Source organism: Cohnella cellulosilytica (assembly GCF_042431195.1).
Taxonomy (GTDB): domain Bacteria; phylum Bacillota; class Bacilli; order Paenibacillales; family Paenibacillaceae; genus Cohnella; species Cohnella cellulosilytica.
Window position 1 is genome coordinate 67442 of sequence record NZ_JBHMDN010000017.1, and the last position, 14614, is coordinate 82055.

A 14614-nucleotide genomic window follows, 5' to 3' on the forward strand; every position below is an offset into this window, starting at 1 on the left:
AGAGATTCCGCAAGCCGTTCGGGACCGCGACGGGAAACATCGCCGTCCGGCATGAAGCGGCTTACGGGACGCCCCGTTCCACCCATTATATCATTTCCCCTCTGCCGCCGCATCCGAACGGACGCCAAGCCGGCCTTCGCCGGCGGCGTTCAGCCTCCGATAACGGTTTAAAAAGCACGCGGCGGAACCCTTCCGCCGGTGCTTCTCTTGTATGTTCGCCGTCCCTTTATTCGGCTTTCAGAACCCAGTCCTCGATCGCGAAGTCGTTCTTCGCCAGCTTCTCCTCGACGAGGAAGTTTTTCGTGCCTTCCAGCAGCTTCAGGCCGTCGTCGGTAAACGCCGTATCCTTGATATCCTCGATCGGGCTCAGCTTCTTCACGATGTCGACCGTCGTCTTCTGGAAATCGGCCAGGAATTGATAGTATTCCTCCGGGTGCTGCTGCAGATCGGCCAACGCCTTCTCGCGGGCCTCGTTCCATACTTTCGGGAAATCCGGGAACTTCTTCAGATAGTCCTCGGACACGACCGTCGAGCTCGTTCCGAGCAGCTCCGGGTGGTCGGTCGAAACGTCGAGCTTGATATTGCCGCCCTCCAGCGACTTCAGCGCCGTAACTCCCGTATCGGTCATCGCGTCCACGCTGCCGTTGGCCAGCGCGGCCTGAGCGTCGGGGATCAGCATGTGCACGAGCTTGTAGTCGGACACTCCGGCATCCTTCAGCAGGCCGACGACATAACGGTGCATGAAAGAGCCTTTCTGAATCGCCAGCGTCTTGCCCTGCAGCTCCTGAATCGTCTTCGGGCCGTTCGGCCCCGCGATTACGTAACCGATCGTCCGTGTGTTGGGCTGAGAGATCAGCCTCGTCTTGGCTCCGCCCGCCCGCGCGATGATCGCCGGCGTGTCTCCGAGATTGCCGATGTCGAGCCGCCCGCTGATCAGGGATTCCGTCTGGTCCGGTCCGTTGGGGAAACCGGTGAGCTTCACTTCCTTGATGCCGTACTTTTTTAATTCGTCCTGGATGATTCCTTTGTACAGGCCCCAGCCTTCCGCGCCGGGAGCGTAGTTTTTATCGTTGAGGCCGATGTAGCCGTAGTTCAGCACCTCGGGCACGTTGCGTACCGGCTCGCCGGACGAAGCGGAAGCCCCGCCCGTCGAAGGCGCGGACGCCGGCTTCTCCTCCTTGGCTCCGCAGCCTTGCACGATTAGCGCCAGCGCGATCGCTCCCGCCAGCAGCGTCGCGGTCCACCCCCGCTTTTTCTTGCGCGTCCCGTATCCGTCTCTCTCCCTCATCTCCGCCAGCTCCTCCCAGGAAGTCAGAATCCCGATCTGACCGATAATTGATACATATAGTCGTGCTTGGATACCGGAACCCTGCCCCTGCCCCAGCCGACTTTCTCGCGATAGCCGCCCAGCAAGCCCGCTTCCTCCAATTCCTCCTCGGTCACGCCCATGACGCCTTCCGAATCGGGCGAGACGTACAGGGCGTCGACCGGACAGTACAATTCGCACATAAAGCAAGTCTGGCAATCGTCCTGCCGGGCGATGACGGGAATGCCGTCCTCGCCTTTGTCGAAGACGTTCGTCGGGCATACCGATACGCATTGATTGCAGGACACGCAGCGAGACGAGCTGACAATCTCGATCATACCGTCACCCTCTCCTTAACCGGCCGTTCCGACAAGGCGGCTTCGTCCGCCACCCGCTCCTCGCGCACCCACACCTCGTCGAGACCGCCGCTGGTCAGCCGATGGCGCTGGCCGCCGTCGATCGTCGGGAAATCCTCCCGCTTATGCATCCCCCGCGTCTCCTTGCGGGCGAGCGCCGAATGATACATCCATCTGGCCGTCGCCGTCATTGCCGCGGCTTCGCGAGCTTTGACGCCTTCCGGACTGACGGCCACTACGCTCTCTCGCTGGGCTCTCCATAAGCCGTCGAGACGTCCGAGGGAAGCGGACAGCCCTTGCTCCGTCCGGAACAGATTGCGGTCGTACGGCTTCACCTCGTCCTGCACCGCCTGCACGTATTCCTGCGTGCGGGAACGGGCCGCTTCGCCGTCCGCGGAGCCGTTCGCCAGCGACTGCGAGGACAATCCCCTGAGCGAACGGGATTTCGCCGAATCGCCCAGCTTAAGCACATATCCCGCCGCGCCTTCTCCGGCGAACGAGCCGGAAGACATCGCCCAGGCCGAGTTGTGGCTGCCGCCGCCCGTAAAGCCGCCGCAGATCAGCTCGCGCGTCGCGGCGTCTCCAGCCGCGTACAGGCCGGGCACCTTCGTCGCGCACGTCTCGTCGACGATGCGAATGCCGCCCGTGCCGCGCACCGTGCCTTCCAGCCGCAGCGTGACCGGGAACAGGTCGCGGAACGGATCGATGCCGCGGCGGTCGAACGGAAGGAAGAAATTCGTCTGCGCCACCCGCAGCAGCGGCTTAAGATCCTCCGGCGCCTGATCGAGCTTGGCGTACACCTGGCGTCCGGCCAGCAGATTGCGGGCGATGACCGAGCGGCCGCGCTTGGAGCCGGCGCCCTCGACGATCGTGCCGTCCTCGTAATAAAAGCTCGCATAGCTGTAATAGGCCGTTTTGGTTACGGAGGAGAACGTCGGGCAGATCGCGTAAGCGTTGGAAAACTCCATCCCTGACAGGTCCGCGCCCGCTTCCGCCGCGAACAGATAACCGTCGCCGGTCAGCACGTTGCAGCCGAGCGCCCTGCTCAGAAACGCGCAGCCTCCGGTCGCGATCACGACCGCTCCCGCGCGAACGCTCCAGGCTTCGCCCGTCTGCGTATTGACGCCCGCCGCGCCCCCGACGCCGTGATCGTCCGCGAGCAGTTCCAGCACCGGGCTGTGATCGAGAATTTTCACGCCGGATTTCTGCACGAGCTTGCGCATCAGCTTCATGTATTCCGGTCCTTGCAGACCGCGCTTGTGAGGATTGCCGTTGGCGTCGACCGGAAACGGGTATCCGAGATTGCCCAGCTTGTTCATATTTTCGTACGTGCGATCCAGCACCCGGTTCATCCAGCCGTGCTCCGCAAGCTGCCCGCCCATCGCATATCGGCTCGCTTTGGCCTCCTCCCGCTTATCCCGCTCGGGCTCGATGTACCAGACCCCCGTTCCGGACGGGGCCGTCGCTCCGCTGGAGCCGCAGTAGCCTTTGTCCACGAGAATGACCTTGACCCCTTTGGCCGCCGCCGAGATCGCCGCCCACGTTCCCGCCGGACCTCCGCCAATAACCAGCACGTCCGTCTCCAAGCTTAATTGTCCCTTTGCCGTTGCTAGAATTGTCATTTTCGAACAGCCTCCTTTAATTAGGTGCGTACCTTAGCCTTTAGCCCTGATAGCTGTCCCGCCAATGCAGCCATCTGCGCTCCAGCAGCCTGACGGCGGAGTCGACCAGCTTGCCTACAACCGCGAAAATCGCAATGCCGACGAAGATCACCTCAGGCTGACCGTTCTGCTTCGCCTCGTTAATGAGAAAACCGATTCCGTTCGTCGATCCGACGAATTCGGCGACGGCCAGCCCGATCCAGGAGACGGCCAGCGACAGTCTTAGTCCCACCAGAATGTTCGGCAGCGCGGCCGGCAGCACCAGCCTCAGCAGCCGCTTCGTCCGACTGAACTCCAGCGAGCGGGCGACCTCGAGCAGTTGGCCGTCGACGTTGCGGATGCCCAGGAACGTATTCACGTATAGCGGAAAAAACGAACCGCTCACGATAATCGCCACCTTGGACGTCTCGCCGAAGCCGAACCACAGGATGATCAGCGGCGCGATCGCCAGGTGCGGCACGAGCCGAAGCACCTGCAGGCTCGGGTCGAGCAAATACTCCAGCCTGCGGATCGTCGCGGTCACGATGCCGAGCGCAAGCCCCAGTCCGCCTCCGACGACGAAGCCCAATCCGGCTCTTCCCGCGCTTACGCCCAGATGATGCAGCAGTTCTCCCGAGCCCGCCAATCCGGCGAACGACTCGGCGATCGCCAGCGGCGAAGGCAGGAAATCGCGGGATATCCAGCCGAGCTCTCCTCCGATTTGCCAGGCCAGCAAAATCAACAGCGGAATAAGCGCCCCCTGCCCGAAATCCTTAAGCAGCGTCAGCCGCCAATCCGTCCGCTTGCCGGTTTCCTGCACGGGCGCCGGCGCCGAGGGGGTTTCGACAGCTTCCTTCGCGTTCTCCCTGCGGCCCGTCGGCCGTACCAGAGCTTCCACTCGATTGCCCATAGTTCTTCCTCCCACGCAGCCTGCTTGTCGGCCGCCTATCCTTTATAGCGATCCTTCCAGCGCAGCAGCCGGCTCTCGATTACGCGAATGAACGTATCGGTGGCCAGACCGGCCGCGGCGAAGACGAAAATCCCGACGAACACGACCGGCGTATCCGCGAACTGGCGAGCGTCGGACATCATATACCCGATGCCTTCCGTGGAGGCGATCAACTCCGCGACGACAAGCCCCAGCCAAGCCAGCCCCATCGATATCCTTGCTCCGAGCAGGATGCTCGGAACCGCCGCCGGCAGCACCAGCCTGACGATCTGCTTGATGCGGCTGAAGCCGAGCACCCTCGCGACCTCGAACAGCTTGTTGTCGACGTTGCGAATGCCCAGGAACGTATTGAGGTAGATGGGGAAAAATGCGCCCTTGGCGATTAACAGCACCTTGGATTGTTCTCCGATCCCGAACCAGAAGATGAATAACGGAACGACGGCGAGACTCGGAATCATGCGAATCATCTGGAAGGAAGGATCGAGCAGCTTCTCCGTCCGGCGGAACAATCCGACCGCCACGCCGAACGCCAGCCCCAATCCCCCTCCGAGGACGAACCCCGTCAGCGCCCGCCACACGCTGATCTTGAAATGGGCCCACAAATCTCCCGAAGCCGCCAGATCGACGAACGATTGCGCGATCACGGCCGGGGTAGGAAACATCAGGCTCGAGATGTAACCCAAATCTCCGAACAGCTGCCACAGCGCCAGCACGGACAGCGGCACGATAAGCGCCAAGCCCGCCAGCGTCCACTTGCCTGGCCTTTCTCCATAGCCGCGACCGGCCCGAACGACGGCTCGACCGTTCATTTCCATCCCTCCTTTTCCCAAAAATACTTTAACACTAATTTAATTATTGTTGATTAATCGAATAGTAATCCAATAATACCTACCTGTCAAGTGGGATTTTTAAAAGAAAAGCTCCCCCATGACTTGTTGACAGCCGGTAAAGAAGATGGTACGTTATTTCCATTAATCTCATCGGTATAGTAATAATTATAAGGAGGATGGTCCCATGGCTAACCCGCTGCTGGAAATAGAAGGACTCAGCAAGCGATTCGTCGGCGCCAAAGGTACGGTTACCGCTCTGCAGAACATCGATCTGTCCGTAAGGGAAGGAGAATTCATTACGATCATCGGCCCGAGCGGATGCGGCAAAAGCACGCTGCTGCGAATCGTGGCCGGGCTCGACACGCAGTATGCGGGTTCGGTCGAACTGGAAGGCTCCCCGATCGACAAGCCGGGCATCGACAAAGGCTTTATCTTCCAGGAGCATCGCTTGTTCCCGTGGCTGACGGTGGAGAAAAACATCGCTTCGGACCTGTCTCTCTCCAACAAAGAGGTGCGGCGCGATGTCGACGAATTGATCGAATTGGTGCGGCTTCAAGGCTTCGAGAAAGCCTATCCGCGGGAGCTCTCGGGAGGCATGGCGCAGCGCGTCTCCATCGCCAGGGCGCTGCTGCGCAAGCCGAAAATCCTGCTGCTCGACGAGCCGTTCGGCGCGCTGGACGCCTTCACGAGAGCGCATATGCAGGAGGTTCTGCTCGAGGTGTGGCGCAACAACCGAACGACGATGCTGTTCGTTACGCACGATATCGACGAAGCCGTGTTTCTGGGCGAGAGGGTCGTCATTCTCAAGCCGCGCCCGGGCGAGATCAGCCGGATCGTGCCCATCGAGATGGCCTATCCGCGCAAGAAGACGAGCCCGGACTTCCAGAGCGCGCGCCTGAAGGTTCTGAGCCAGTTCGAGTCGGTCGAGGAGCCGGTGTTCACGCAAGGGGCGGGCATCTGAACCGCGGCCGAACGAAAAAACGGGATTGTCCGCCGAGCGCGGGTCGTTAACGACCCGCAGCCAGGCGGCAATCCCGTTTGCGTTAACAGAGCGCTTCGATTACTGCAGATCCGGAAGCATCGGACGGTTCGCCTCCAGCATGTCGTCGACCAGCGCCTTGATCCGATCGATCGGCAGCTCCGCGGACGTATGCGGATCGAGCAGCGCGGCGTGGTAGACGTGCTCCTTCTTGCCGGTCAGCACCGCTTCCATCGCCAGCAGCTGCATGTTGACGTTCGTCCGGTTCAGAGCGGCCAACTGCGGCGGGAGCGCGCCGAACCGGGTCGGCGTAATGCCGTTGGCGTCGACCAGACACGGCACCTCCACGCACGCCTCCTCCGGCAGATTGGAGATGAGACCGCCCGTGTTGAGCACGTTGCCCGCGATCGAGAACGGCACGTTCGTCTCCATGGCTTCCATGATGTAAGAGGCGTATTCGTGCGTCCGCTCGTGCGTGATCGACCGGTCGTTCACCAGCCCGTTCATCACTTTGTCCCAATACTCCTGCCTGCTGCTGCCCCATCCCTTGTAATTTTCCGTCGGAATGTTGTAGCGCTCGAGCAGCTCCGGATAGGCGTTCTTGAGAAAATAAGGCACGTATTCGGCGCCGTGCATGCTCGACTCCGTCACGTAATAGCCGAACGTGTTCATGATCTCGTAGCGGACCATGTCGTCGTGCGGTCCCGGCCGCGCCGCCGCCCGCCGCTTGATCTCCGGATACAGGTCCTCGCCGTTCCGCGTAATGTCCAGCAGCCAGGCTTGGTGGTTGATGCCGGCGATCCGCCAGCGCACGCCCTCGGCGTCCATGCCGAGCCCTTCCAGCAGCTCCTTGGCGCACACCTGCACGCTGTGGCACAGACCGACCGTCTTGACTCCGGTCCCCCGCAGCATCGCTCCGGTCAGAATCGCCATCGGATTCGTATAGTTCAGGAACCACGCGTCCGGACACAGCTCCTCCATGTCCTTCGCGAACTCCAGCATCGGACCCGCGGTGCGCAGCGCCCGCATCAGTCCGCCGACGCCGAGCGTGTCCGCATACGTCTGCTTGATCCCGTATTTGCGCGGAATTTCGTGATCCCCGAGAATGTACGGCTCGAACGCGCCGGCCGTAATCGCGTTGACGACGTAGGTCGCGCCCTTCAGCGCCTCCCGGCGGTCGGCGTACGCCTGCACCGTCGCCCGGCCTCCGAGGTTCGCGTTCAGGTTCTGCAGCATCGTCTCCGATTCCTTGAGCCGCTGGAGATCGATGTCGTGCAGCGCGAAATGCGCGTCGGCCAAAGCCGGCGTCAGCATGCAGTCCCCGATCACGTTTTTGGCGAAGATGGTGCTGCCCGCTCCGATAAAGGCGATTTTCAGCATAGTTTCTCTCTGCTCCTTTGAGGTATGAATAGTTATCCCTTCACGCTGCCCATGACGATCCCTTCGGCAAAATGCTTCTGCAGGAACGGATACACGAGCAGCACCGGCAGCATCGCGACGAACACCTGTGCGGCCTTCGACGTGCGGTCGGATATTTCCGCCCATCTGGCGACGTCGGCCGCCGTCATCAGCGCCATGTCGCGGCCGACGATAACGGTCTGCAGGTAGCTCTGCAGCGGGTAATGCTCCGGCCTGTTCATGAGAATGAGGCCCTCGAACCATGAATTCCAGTGCGTGACGATGCAGAACAGCGTCAGCGTGGCGATGGCCGGAGCCGACAGCGGCACGGCGATGCGCCAGAGCGCCTGCCAGCGGCCCGCCCCGTCGATCTCCGCCGCCTCCTCGATCTCGTCCGGCAGCGACTTGAAGAAGTTGAGCAGCAGGATCACGTTGAACACCGGAACCGCGCCCGGCAGAATCAGCGCCCAGAACGTATCGAGGATGCCGGTCATTTTAATCGTCATAAACCACGGAATAAGGCCGCCGCTGAACAGCATCGTCAGCACGAAATACCAGGCGTACGCGTTGCGGAAGCGGAACTGCCTCCGGTCCTTGGACAGCGGATACGCGATCAGAATCGTCAGCAGCATGTTCAGCGGCATGCCGACCGCGACCCGCAGCACGGAGATGAGAAACGCATTGCCGAATTCCGGCTTCCCGATCACGAATTCGTACGATTTCAGACTGAATTCGACCGGCCACAGCGTCACTTGCCCCGCGGCCACGGCCGAGCTGGAGCTGAAGGAAATCGCCAGCACGTTCAGCAGGGGAAGCAGGCAGGCGGCGGCCACCGCCAATAAGAACAAGTAGTTGCATACGATGAACAACCGCCTGCCGAATGAAGCCCCAACCACGACGTCTCCCCCTTTCTTAGAAAATCCGGTAGCCCGTCAGCCGGTAAGCCAGCATATAGGACGCGCCGATCATGACGAACGAGACGACCGATTTGAACAGTCCGACCGCCGTCGCCACGCCGTAATTGGCGTTCTCGATGCCGATCCGGTACACCAGCGTGTCGATGATGTCGCCGGTCTCGTACACCTGCGGGCTGTACAGGTTAAAAATCTGGTCGAAGCCCGCGTTCAGCACGTTGCCGAGGCTGAGCACCGTCATCAGCACGATGATCGGCAGCAGGCCGGGCAGCGTTACGCTCAGCGTCTGCCGGATTCTGCCCGCTCCGTCCATCTCCGCCGCCTCGTACAGCGCCGGATTGATGCCCGCCAGCGCCGCCAGATAGACGATCGTGCCGTAGCCGAACTCCTTCCACGTATCGGAGACGACCATCGTAAACGGGAACCAGCCGGGATCTCCGAGAAAATAAACCGCCGGCAGCCCGAGCCAGCCCAGCAGACCGTTAACGATCCCCGTGGACGGCGATAAAATGTCGATAAGAATGCCGCTCAGGATAATCCATGACAGAAAATGCGGAAAATAGACGATCGTCTGCACGCCGCGCTTGAATAGCCGGTTTTTCGCCTCGTTCAGCAGCAGCGCGAACGTCACCGGAACGACGATGCCCGCCGCCATCTTCATCGCCGCGATCAGGAACGTATTCCCCAGCACCCGGGCGATGTCGGGCATGCGCAGCATATATTCGAAGTTCGCCCAGCCGACCCAAGGGGACAGGAACATCCCCTTGGACGGAACGAGCCGTTCGAAGGCCATCATTATGCCCGCCATCGGAACATAGCTGTAGATGAACACCAGCACGAATCCCGGCAGGATCATCAGGTGCAAAGGCAGTTCCCGGAAGCTTCTGCTTTTCATGCGTTATCCGCCTCTTCCTTGCCGAGCGCGCGGACGTCCTAGCGGGACGCCTGCCACTCGTTTACTTCCCCGGCGATCGTACCGCCGCCCAGATCGTTCCATTGCGCCGCGAAATCGTCGAACTCGTCGATCGAGCCGCTCATGATAATGCGGGTGAACGCCTGAAGCTGGAGCTTCTGCAGCGTCGCGTTGTTGTCCGTCATTCCCTGCGTCGGAGCGCCGAAGTAGGCGTCGTCCATCAGGTAACCGTTCGTTTCGTAGCCGTTGATCACGGCCAGCGAGCCTTCCTCGCCGTACATGCGCTCGTTGCCCCACAGGCCGATGTCTCCGCCCCGGTAAGCGACGATATTGTCGTAGTAGCCTTTCTCCTCCGCGTTCAGCTTCGACGGATCGTTCGAGGCGAGCGCCTGGACGACGTTCAGATGCGCGTCCAGATTTTTGCGCGGCGCCTCTCCGTAGAGCAGCGCGAAATCGAACGTAGCCAGGCCATTGGCGTCCACGTTGTAGACGTCCGGCTCCGCGGTCGCTCCCCACAGCTTCTCCAGACCGAAGTTGAGCAGCTTGACGGCGGCTTCGGGATTTGTCGCGCCCTTCTTCACGACGTAATACTTGCTGATCGCGAACGGCACCTGCGCCTTGGCCGGCTGGTCGTCCACGGAGGGCAGCGGCAGCGCCTTCCACTGCATGTCCGGATCGGCGTTCTTGGCGTCCTGCAGCCAGCCTACGTTCCAGAAGAAGCCGTAGAAGAGGCCGAGCTTGCCGGAGGTCGCGGACTCGTTCACCTTGGAGGCGTCCTTCGTGCCGAACTCCTTGTCGATCCAGCCGTTCTTGTACATCTCCTGCAGCTTGGCGAGCGCCGCCTTCGTCTCCGGCTGGACGCTTCCGTAAGCCAGCTTGCCTTCCCTGTCCTTCACCCAGATGTTCGGATAAGCGTGGAAACCGTTAAAGAAGCCCTCCATGCCGGCATAAAAGCCGAAAATATCCTTGTTGATCCCGAGGCCGTACGTATCGGCCTTGCTGTTCCCGTCCGGATCGCGGGTTACGAAAGCTTCGGCGGTCGCGACGACGTCGTCGATCGTCTTCGGCTCGGGCAGGCCCAGCTTCTCCAGCCAGTCGGTGCGCACCCACAGCACATGCGTCTGTCCGAGGCCCGAGCTCATGTTCGGAAGCGCGTACAGCTTGTCGTCGAAGGTGGCGGATTTCAGCGCGTTGCCGCCGTCCTCGTTCAGGATTTTCTTCGTCAGCTCGGAGCCGTATTGCTCGTAGACTTGCGTCAGATCCTCGACCTGTCCGTCCTGGACGAGCCGCTTGAGCTGCGACGCGTTAACCGGCATAATGTCCGGCAGATCGTCGGAGGCGATCGCGATGTTCAGCTTCTGGTCGTATTGCGCCGCCGGCGCCGTCCACTCGTAGTCGACGGTCAGGCCGAGCTCGCTCTCGTAGGCGCGCGACCAGACGTTGTTGTCGATCGCCTCTCCGTCGTTGAATTTCAGCCCTTCCGAAATTGCCCGCACGGCCGACACCCGGATCGGCGGATCGTACTTGCCCAGCGGATCGGCGGGGGCGGAAGGCGCGGCCGAAGCGCTTGGCGATCCGGCCGAGGAAGGACTCGCCTCTCCGGACGGGCTGTCGTTGCCGCCGCTGCAGGCGGACAGCAGGGTCAGCAGCAGCGCGGAAGCGGTAATTGCCGTAAAGCCTTGTTTAAATTTCATGCGAATGGCTCCCCTTTGCTCTTGTTTCGTAACTTCCTCGCCATTATAGCAAGCGGACGAAGGCGGGCGAGAGCGAGGCTTTTCCTCGTCTGGTAGGACATTCGTCCTTCCTTCTCCCGTTCGCCGAATCGTTGACCTACCGATTTCGGATGCGATTCCGCCCAGCAGAAAAGGAGCAGCCCGCTTCGTTCCGGTTCCGCTCCTCTCCCTCCGTCGGGCCGCCCGTTCCTTTCCTTCGTCAGGTCCGTCGGCTCCTCGCTTCTTCTCTCCTGCATCAAACCCGTTCCGCAAACTGTTGGCGGTATTCGGACGGAAGCAGGCCCGTCTGCTCCTTGAACATTTTGCTGAAATAGCGCTGGTCCGAGAAGCCGCATTTTTCGGCGACGATATAGACCGGATAATTGGTTTGCAGCAGCATGTCCCGCGCCGCATAGACGCTGTTGTGCTGCAAAAACTGCGTAAACGTCATCCGGGTGATATCCCGAAAGCAGGTGCTGAAGTAGCTTTTGCTCAGGTTGACGCTCTGGCTGATCTCTCCTTGCCTCTCGTGGCTGCCCGGACGTTCCGCGATGCGGTCGACGGCTTTGAGAATCGCCAGAATGACGTCCTCCGAATATTGGGAGCGGCGAAGCCAGCGCAGAATCGCCTCTCGCAGCCGCTCCAGCCATGTCGGGAGAGCGGGGACGGCCTCCGGCTGCGGATGCTCGTTCCAGGCGAACATAGGCAGCCGGATTCGCCAGCCTTCGACCGCCTGCGCCATTGCCCGTCCCAGCTCGGATGCGCCGCCGTCTCCGCCCGCCGCGCGCAGCGCTTCGGCCAACGCGGCGTAACGGGCTTCGTCCGCGATCCACATCAGGCCCGCGCCCGCCTCCTCGACGCCGCGAAGCGCCTCGACGGACAGCGCCGAAGACGGAGCGCCGGCGCGCGCGTGCTCCCTGACCGCCTTGCAGATTCGTTCCATCGCGGCGTTCAGGTCCATATCCTCCAGCTGCGTTTTCACAATATAGTCGATCGCTCCGAGACGGAGCGCTTCCTGAATATAGTCGAAGTCCTGATGGCACGTCAGAATGACAACCCTGATTCCGGGATATTCCTGCCGCAGCCGCTTGGTCAGCTCCAGGCCCGACATGCCCGGCATCGTAATATCCGCCAGCAGCAGATCGACCGGCTCGCCGCGAATGAAATCGAGCGCCTTCTCCCCGGTTCCCGCCTCTCCGACGATCTCGATGCCGTAGTCCTGCCACGGTATGGTCAGCCTCAGCCCCTTGCGGACGAGACTCTCGTCATCCACGATCAGCGCCCGGATCGTATCCATGCCGTTCCCCTCCCTTCATCTCGTCCGGCAGACGAATCGTCACGCGGGTGCCTTCGCCCGGCGCGCTCTCCATCGTCAGCTCCGCCTCTCCTCCGTAATAGACGGCAAGCATCTGCTTCACGTAGCGCAGACCGATGCCGAGCCCGGTTTTCCGGTCACCGCTGTCCTCCAGCATGTCGGCCAGACGGTCGTCGGCAATGCCTTTGCCGTTGTCGCTCACCCGCAGCAGCAGCGTCCGGTCCTCCCTGGCGATCGTCACGTCGATCGCGCCTCCCTCGTCCCCGTCGAAGCCGTGGTAAAGGGCGTTCTCCACGAGCGGCTGCAAAATAAACCGCGGGATCGGAATGTCCAGCGCTTCCCCGTCGATGTCCAAACGCACGTTAAAGGAATGGTCGTAACGGATGTTTTGCAGCTCGATGTAGTCGCGGATCGCTTCGGCTTCTTCGCGCACGGTGACGATAATCGTTTTTTTGCCGAGATTGTAATGCAGCACGCGGGTGAACACCGACACGAGCTTGGCGATATTCGCCTGTCCCTGAATGCGCGCGAGCCACTGGATCGTGTTCAGCGTATTGTGCAGGAAGTGCGGATTGATTTGCACGAGCAGCTTCTCCACCTCGAGCTGTCCTCTGCGCTTCTCCTTGTCCTCGATATCGAGAATCAGCTCCGCGATGCGCCGTCCCATCGACTGGAAGTTGTCCAGAATGCGGTCGAACTCGGGAAGCCCGGTGGCCGCCGTCTCCGCCGGCGTCTGATTGTAGCTGAACCGGGAAATTTCGCGATTGATGATTCGGATCGGCCTGTACACCATTCTCCAGATGAGCCACGCCAGGGAAATGCCGGCGAGCAGCGACAACGAAGCGAACAGGGCGAACTGCTTCAGCCACTTGTTCATCTCCCGGTCGTAATCGGATCGCGGAATGAGCTGGTACACCGTCCAGCCGTGCCGCCCCTCCGCCCGGAACGTCTGATACTGCCCGGCGGGCTGATGGAACGGCTGTCCGACGATCGTTTGCGCTGCCGCGAGATTGCTGTAGACGACGCGGCCGTCGGGGCCGGCAAGCGTATGATAGACGGGGAAAGCCCGGCCAGAATCGCCCCGCGGCTCCGTCTCGAACAACGACTCCAGCCCGCCGATCCCCGTCTCGATGTAAGCGTACAGAAATCTCCCCTGGCCGTAGTCCAATTTTCGCAGCAGGGAGAACACCGGTTGTCCGTCCTTTTCCTCCGTTGTGGAAGGGTGCGGACCGTAATACGTGAACGCTTTCTGGTTATAAAAAGGGGGCAAGTCCTCCTTGACGAACGAGATCGGACCGGTCGAGTTGGGAAACAGCAGCGGCTCCTTCAGCTCCGGCGCATAGAAAAACATGGCCGCGAGGTTCGGATTGGAGAAGTTGACGTTGGCGATGGAATCGGTAATATCGCGATACAGCATCGAACGCTCGTAGGAATCGCCGCTGGAGATGAACCGGACGACTTCGCGGCCGATCCCTCCTTCGACGTCCAGCAGCTGCGAGACGCGGGCCAGCTCCTCCAGCTTGCGCTCCAACTCGTCCCGTTCCCGCTCCGCCTTCTCCACCCATTCGGTTTCTATTTTTTCCGTCTGGACGATATAAATCCACCTGTATGAAATGTAGCCGATCAGCACGATCGGAATGACCGTGGCGACGATCAGCAGCAGCGCAAGCCTCGATCTGAGGGAACGAAACGGAAGTCGGCGCATTGCGGAATTCATGGTGCGGGCCTCCCCGGCAAGTCGAGCTATTCCTCCAATTATAACGCATGCGGCTTCGGCCGTGGTTCGGTCATTTTCTGGAATCGGGGGGAGTCTGGTTCGGAAATGCCGTCGCGGGTTTGCTGAGGGGGCCGTGCATAGCAAAAAGGCCGTTCCATGAGCCAAGCAAGCTGCTGTGAAAGATAATCGATGAACAAGGGGGGCAGGGGGATGTACCTCCTTACGATGCTATACGCTCCTGAAATCTGATGGGTAAACCCGTGATCATGTGATTTCAGGAGCGTATGAGGCATTCTCCAGGGGAGGTACATCCCCCTATCTTTGTCCATCGATCATCTCAAGCAGCCCTGCTTGTGGAACGACCTTCGCGTCGCGGATCGATCAGGCTTGCTCGCCCGATGCTCTGCCGATGGGATTGGCCAGCAGGTGTACCAGCGAGACCGGAAGATCGGCTTCCAAGGCGCCGCCCTCCATCTCGGCCTGGCCGTCCGTCGCATCGTGTTCCCGTTCGTGCCCTTCTTGTACGGTTTGATAAATTTTATACAATAGTCCCACAGTCTGGTCCTCCTTGTCGATGCGTTTATG

13 protein-coding genes are annotated in these 14614 nt (G+C 61.0%); 1 reads left to right on the forward strand and 12 read right to left on the reverse strand.

All coding sequences use genetic code 11. The features are described from left to right. Window positions 1-226: 226 nt before the first annotated feature. From ACFFT4_RS13880 to ACFFT4_RS13900, 5 genes are read right to left on the reverse strand one after another with little or no spacing between them, the layout of a single operon-like run. Window positions 227-1288, reverse strand: coding sequence for an ABC transporter substrate-binding protein (locus tag ACFFT4_RS13880; RefSeq protein WP_378048540.1), 1062 nt, complete (start codon window positions 1286-1288; stop codon window positions 227-229). 23 nt (window positions 1289-1311) lie between these two features. After that, window positions 1312-1644 carry a 4Fe-4S binding protein gene (locus tag ACFFT4_RS13885; protein WP_378048542.1) on the reverse strand — a complete coding sequence of 111 codons (333 nt, stop codon included), beginning with the start codon at window positions 1642-1644 and terminating at the stop codon, window positions 1312-1314. Next, window positions 1641-3284, reverse strand: coding sequence for an FAD-dependent oxidoreductase (locus ACFFT4_RS13890; protein WP_378048544.1), 1644 nt, complete (start codon window positions 3282-3284; stop codon window positions 1641-1643). Before ACFFT4_RS13890 ends, ACFFT4_RS13885 begins: the two co-directional genes overlap by 4 nt. Window positions 3285-3324: 40 nt before the next feature. Then, window positions 3325-4212, reverse strand: coding sequence for an ABC transporter permease (locus ACFFT4_RS13895; RefSeq protein ID WP_378048545.1), 888 nt, complete (start codon window positions 4210-4212; stop codon window positions 3325-3327). Between the two features lie 35 nt (window positions 4213-4247). Further along, window positions 4248-5060: an ABC transporter permease gene (locus tag ACFFT4_RS13900; RefSeq protein ID WP_378048547.1), complete on the reverse strand. Its 813-nt coding sequence runs from the start codon at window positions 5058-5060 to the stop codon at window positions 4248-4250. A 205-nt stretch (window positions 5061-5265) separates the two neighbouring features. Here ACFFT4_RS13900 and ACFFT4_RS13905 point away from each other — a divergent pair, with 205 nt between their 5' ends. Continuing rightward, entirely contained in the window at window positions 5266-6042 is a 777-nt protein-coding gene (locus ACFFT4_RS13905; protein ID WP_378048548.1) for an ABC transporter ATP-binding protein, read from the forward strand. A 99-nt stretch (window positions 6043-6141) separates the two neighbouring features. On the opposite strand, the gene ACFFT4_RS13910 is transcribed toward ACFFT4_RS13905, so the two are convergent. The 7 genes from ACFFT4_RS13910 to ACFFT4_RS13940 all read right to left on the reverse strand — a co-directional run bounded on the left by ACFFT4_RS13910 (window position 6142) and on the right by ACFFT4_RS13940 (window position 14584). Then, on the reverse strand, window positions 6142-7440 hold the full coding sequence (locus ACFFT4_RS13910) for an alpha-glucosidase/alpha-galactosidase (RefSeq protein ID WP_378048550.1): 1299 nt from the start codon (window positions 7438-7440) through the stop codon (window positions 6142-6144). A gap of 32 nt (window positions 7441-7472) precedes the next feature. Then, complete coding sequence (locus ACFFT4_RS13915; protein WP_378048552.1) at window positions 7473-8354, reverse strand: carbohydrate ABC transporter permease; 882 nt, start codon at window positions 8352-8354, stop codon at window positions 7473-7475. A gap of 16 nt (window positions 8355-8370) precedes the next feature. After that, window positions 8371-9267, reverse strand: coding sequence for an ABC transporter permease (locus tag ACFFT4_RS13920; protein ID WP_378048554.1), 897 nt, complete (start codon window positions 9265-9267; stop codon window positions 8371-8373). Window positions 9268-9305: 38 nt separating this feature from the next. Further along, window positions 9306-10979: an extracellular solute-binding protein gene (locus tag ACFFT4_RS13925; RefSeq protein ID WP_378048556.1), complete on the reverse strand. Its 1674-nt coding sequence runs from the start codon at window positions 10977-10979 to the stop codon at window positions 9306-9308. Between the two features lie 274 nt (window positions 10980-11253). Beyond that, a complete protein-coding gene (locus ACFFT4_RS13930; RefSeq protein WP_378048557.1) occupies window positions 11254-12294 on the reverse strand; it encodes a response regulator transcription factor in 1041 nt (346 codons plus the stop codon). Next, window positions 12263-14029, reverse strand: coding sequence for a sensor histidine kinase (locus ACFFT4_RS13935; RefSeq protein WP_378048558.1), 1767 nt, complete (start codon window positions 14027-14029; stop codon window positions 12263-12265). The genes ACFFT4_RS13930 and ACFFT4_RS13935 overlap by 32 nt, the downstream gene beginning before the upstream one ends. A gap of 381 nt (window positions 14030-14410) precedes the next feature. Then, window positions 14411-14584, reverse strand: coding sequence for a hypothetical protein (locus tag ACFFT4_RS13940; RefSeq protein ID WP_378048559.1), 174 nt, complete (start codon window positions 14582-14584; stop codon window positions 14411-14413). Window positions 14585-14614: the final 30 nt, after the last annotated feature.

Excerpts from the sequence above, each read along its gene's own strand:
- ACFFT4_RS13935 (WP_378048558.1), bottom strand. The coding sequence starts at position 14,029 with ATGAATTCCGCAATGCGCCGACTTCCGTTTCGTTCCCTCAGATCGAGG.
- ACFFT4_RS13885 (WP_378048542.1), bottom strand. The coding sequence starts at position 1,644 with ATGATCGAGATTGTCAGCTCGTCTCGCTGCGTGTCCTGCAATCAATGC.
- ACFFT4_RS13890 (WP_378048544.1), bottom strand. The coding sequence starts at position 3,284 with ATGACAATTCTAGCAACGGCAAAGGGACAATTAAGCTTGGAGACGGAC.
- ACFFT4_RS13910 (WP_378048550.1), bottom strand. The coding sequence starts at position 7,440 with ATGCTGAAAATCGCCTTTATCGGAGCGGGCAGCACCATCTTCGCCAAA.
- ACFFT4_RS13925 (WP_378048556.1), bottom strand. The coding sequence starts at position 10,979 with ATGAAATTTAAACAAGGCTTTACGGCAATTACCGCTTCCGCGCTGCTG.
- ACFFT4_RS13930 (WP_378048557.1), bottom strand. The coding sequence starts at position 12,294 with ATGGATACGATCCGGGCGCTGATCGTGGATGACGAGAGTCTCGTCCGC.
- ACFFT4_RS13880 (WP_378048540.1), bottom strand. The coding sequence starts at position 1,288 with ATGAGGGAGAGAGACGGATACGGGACGCGCAAGAAAAAGCGGGGGTGG.
- ACFFT4_RS13920 (WP_378048554.1), bottom strand. The coding sequence starts at position 9,267 with ATGAAAAGCAGAAGCTTCCGGGAACTGCCTTTGCACCTGATGATCCTG.
- ACFFT4_RS13900 (WP_378048547.1), bottom strand. The coding sequence starts at position 5,060 with ATGAACGGTCGAGCCGTCGTTCGGGCCGGTCGCGGCTATGGAGAAAGG.
- ACFFT4_RS13905 (WP_378048548.1), top strand. The coding sequence starts at position 5,266 with ATGGCTAACCCGCTGCTGGAAATAGAAGGACTCAGCAAGCGATTCGTC.
- ACFFT4_RS13895 (WP_378048545.1), bottom strand. The coding sequence starts at position 4,212 with ATGGGCAATCGAGTGGAAGCTCTGGTACGGCCGACGGGCCGCAGGGAG.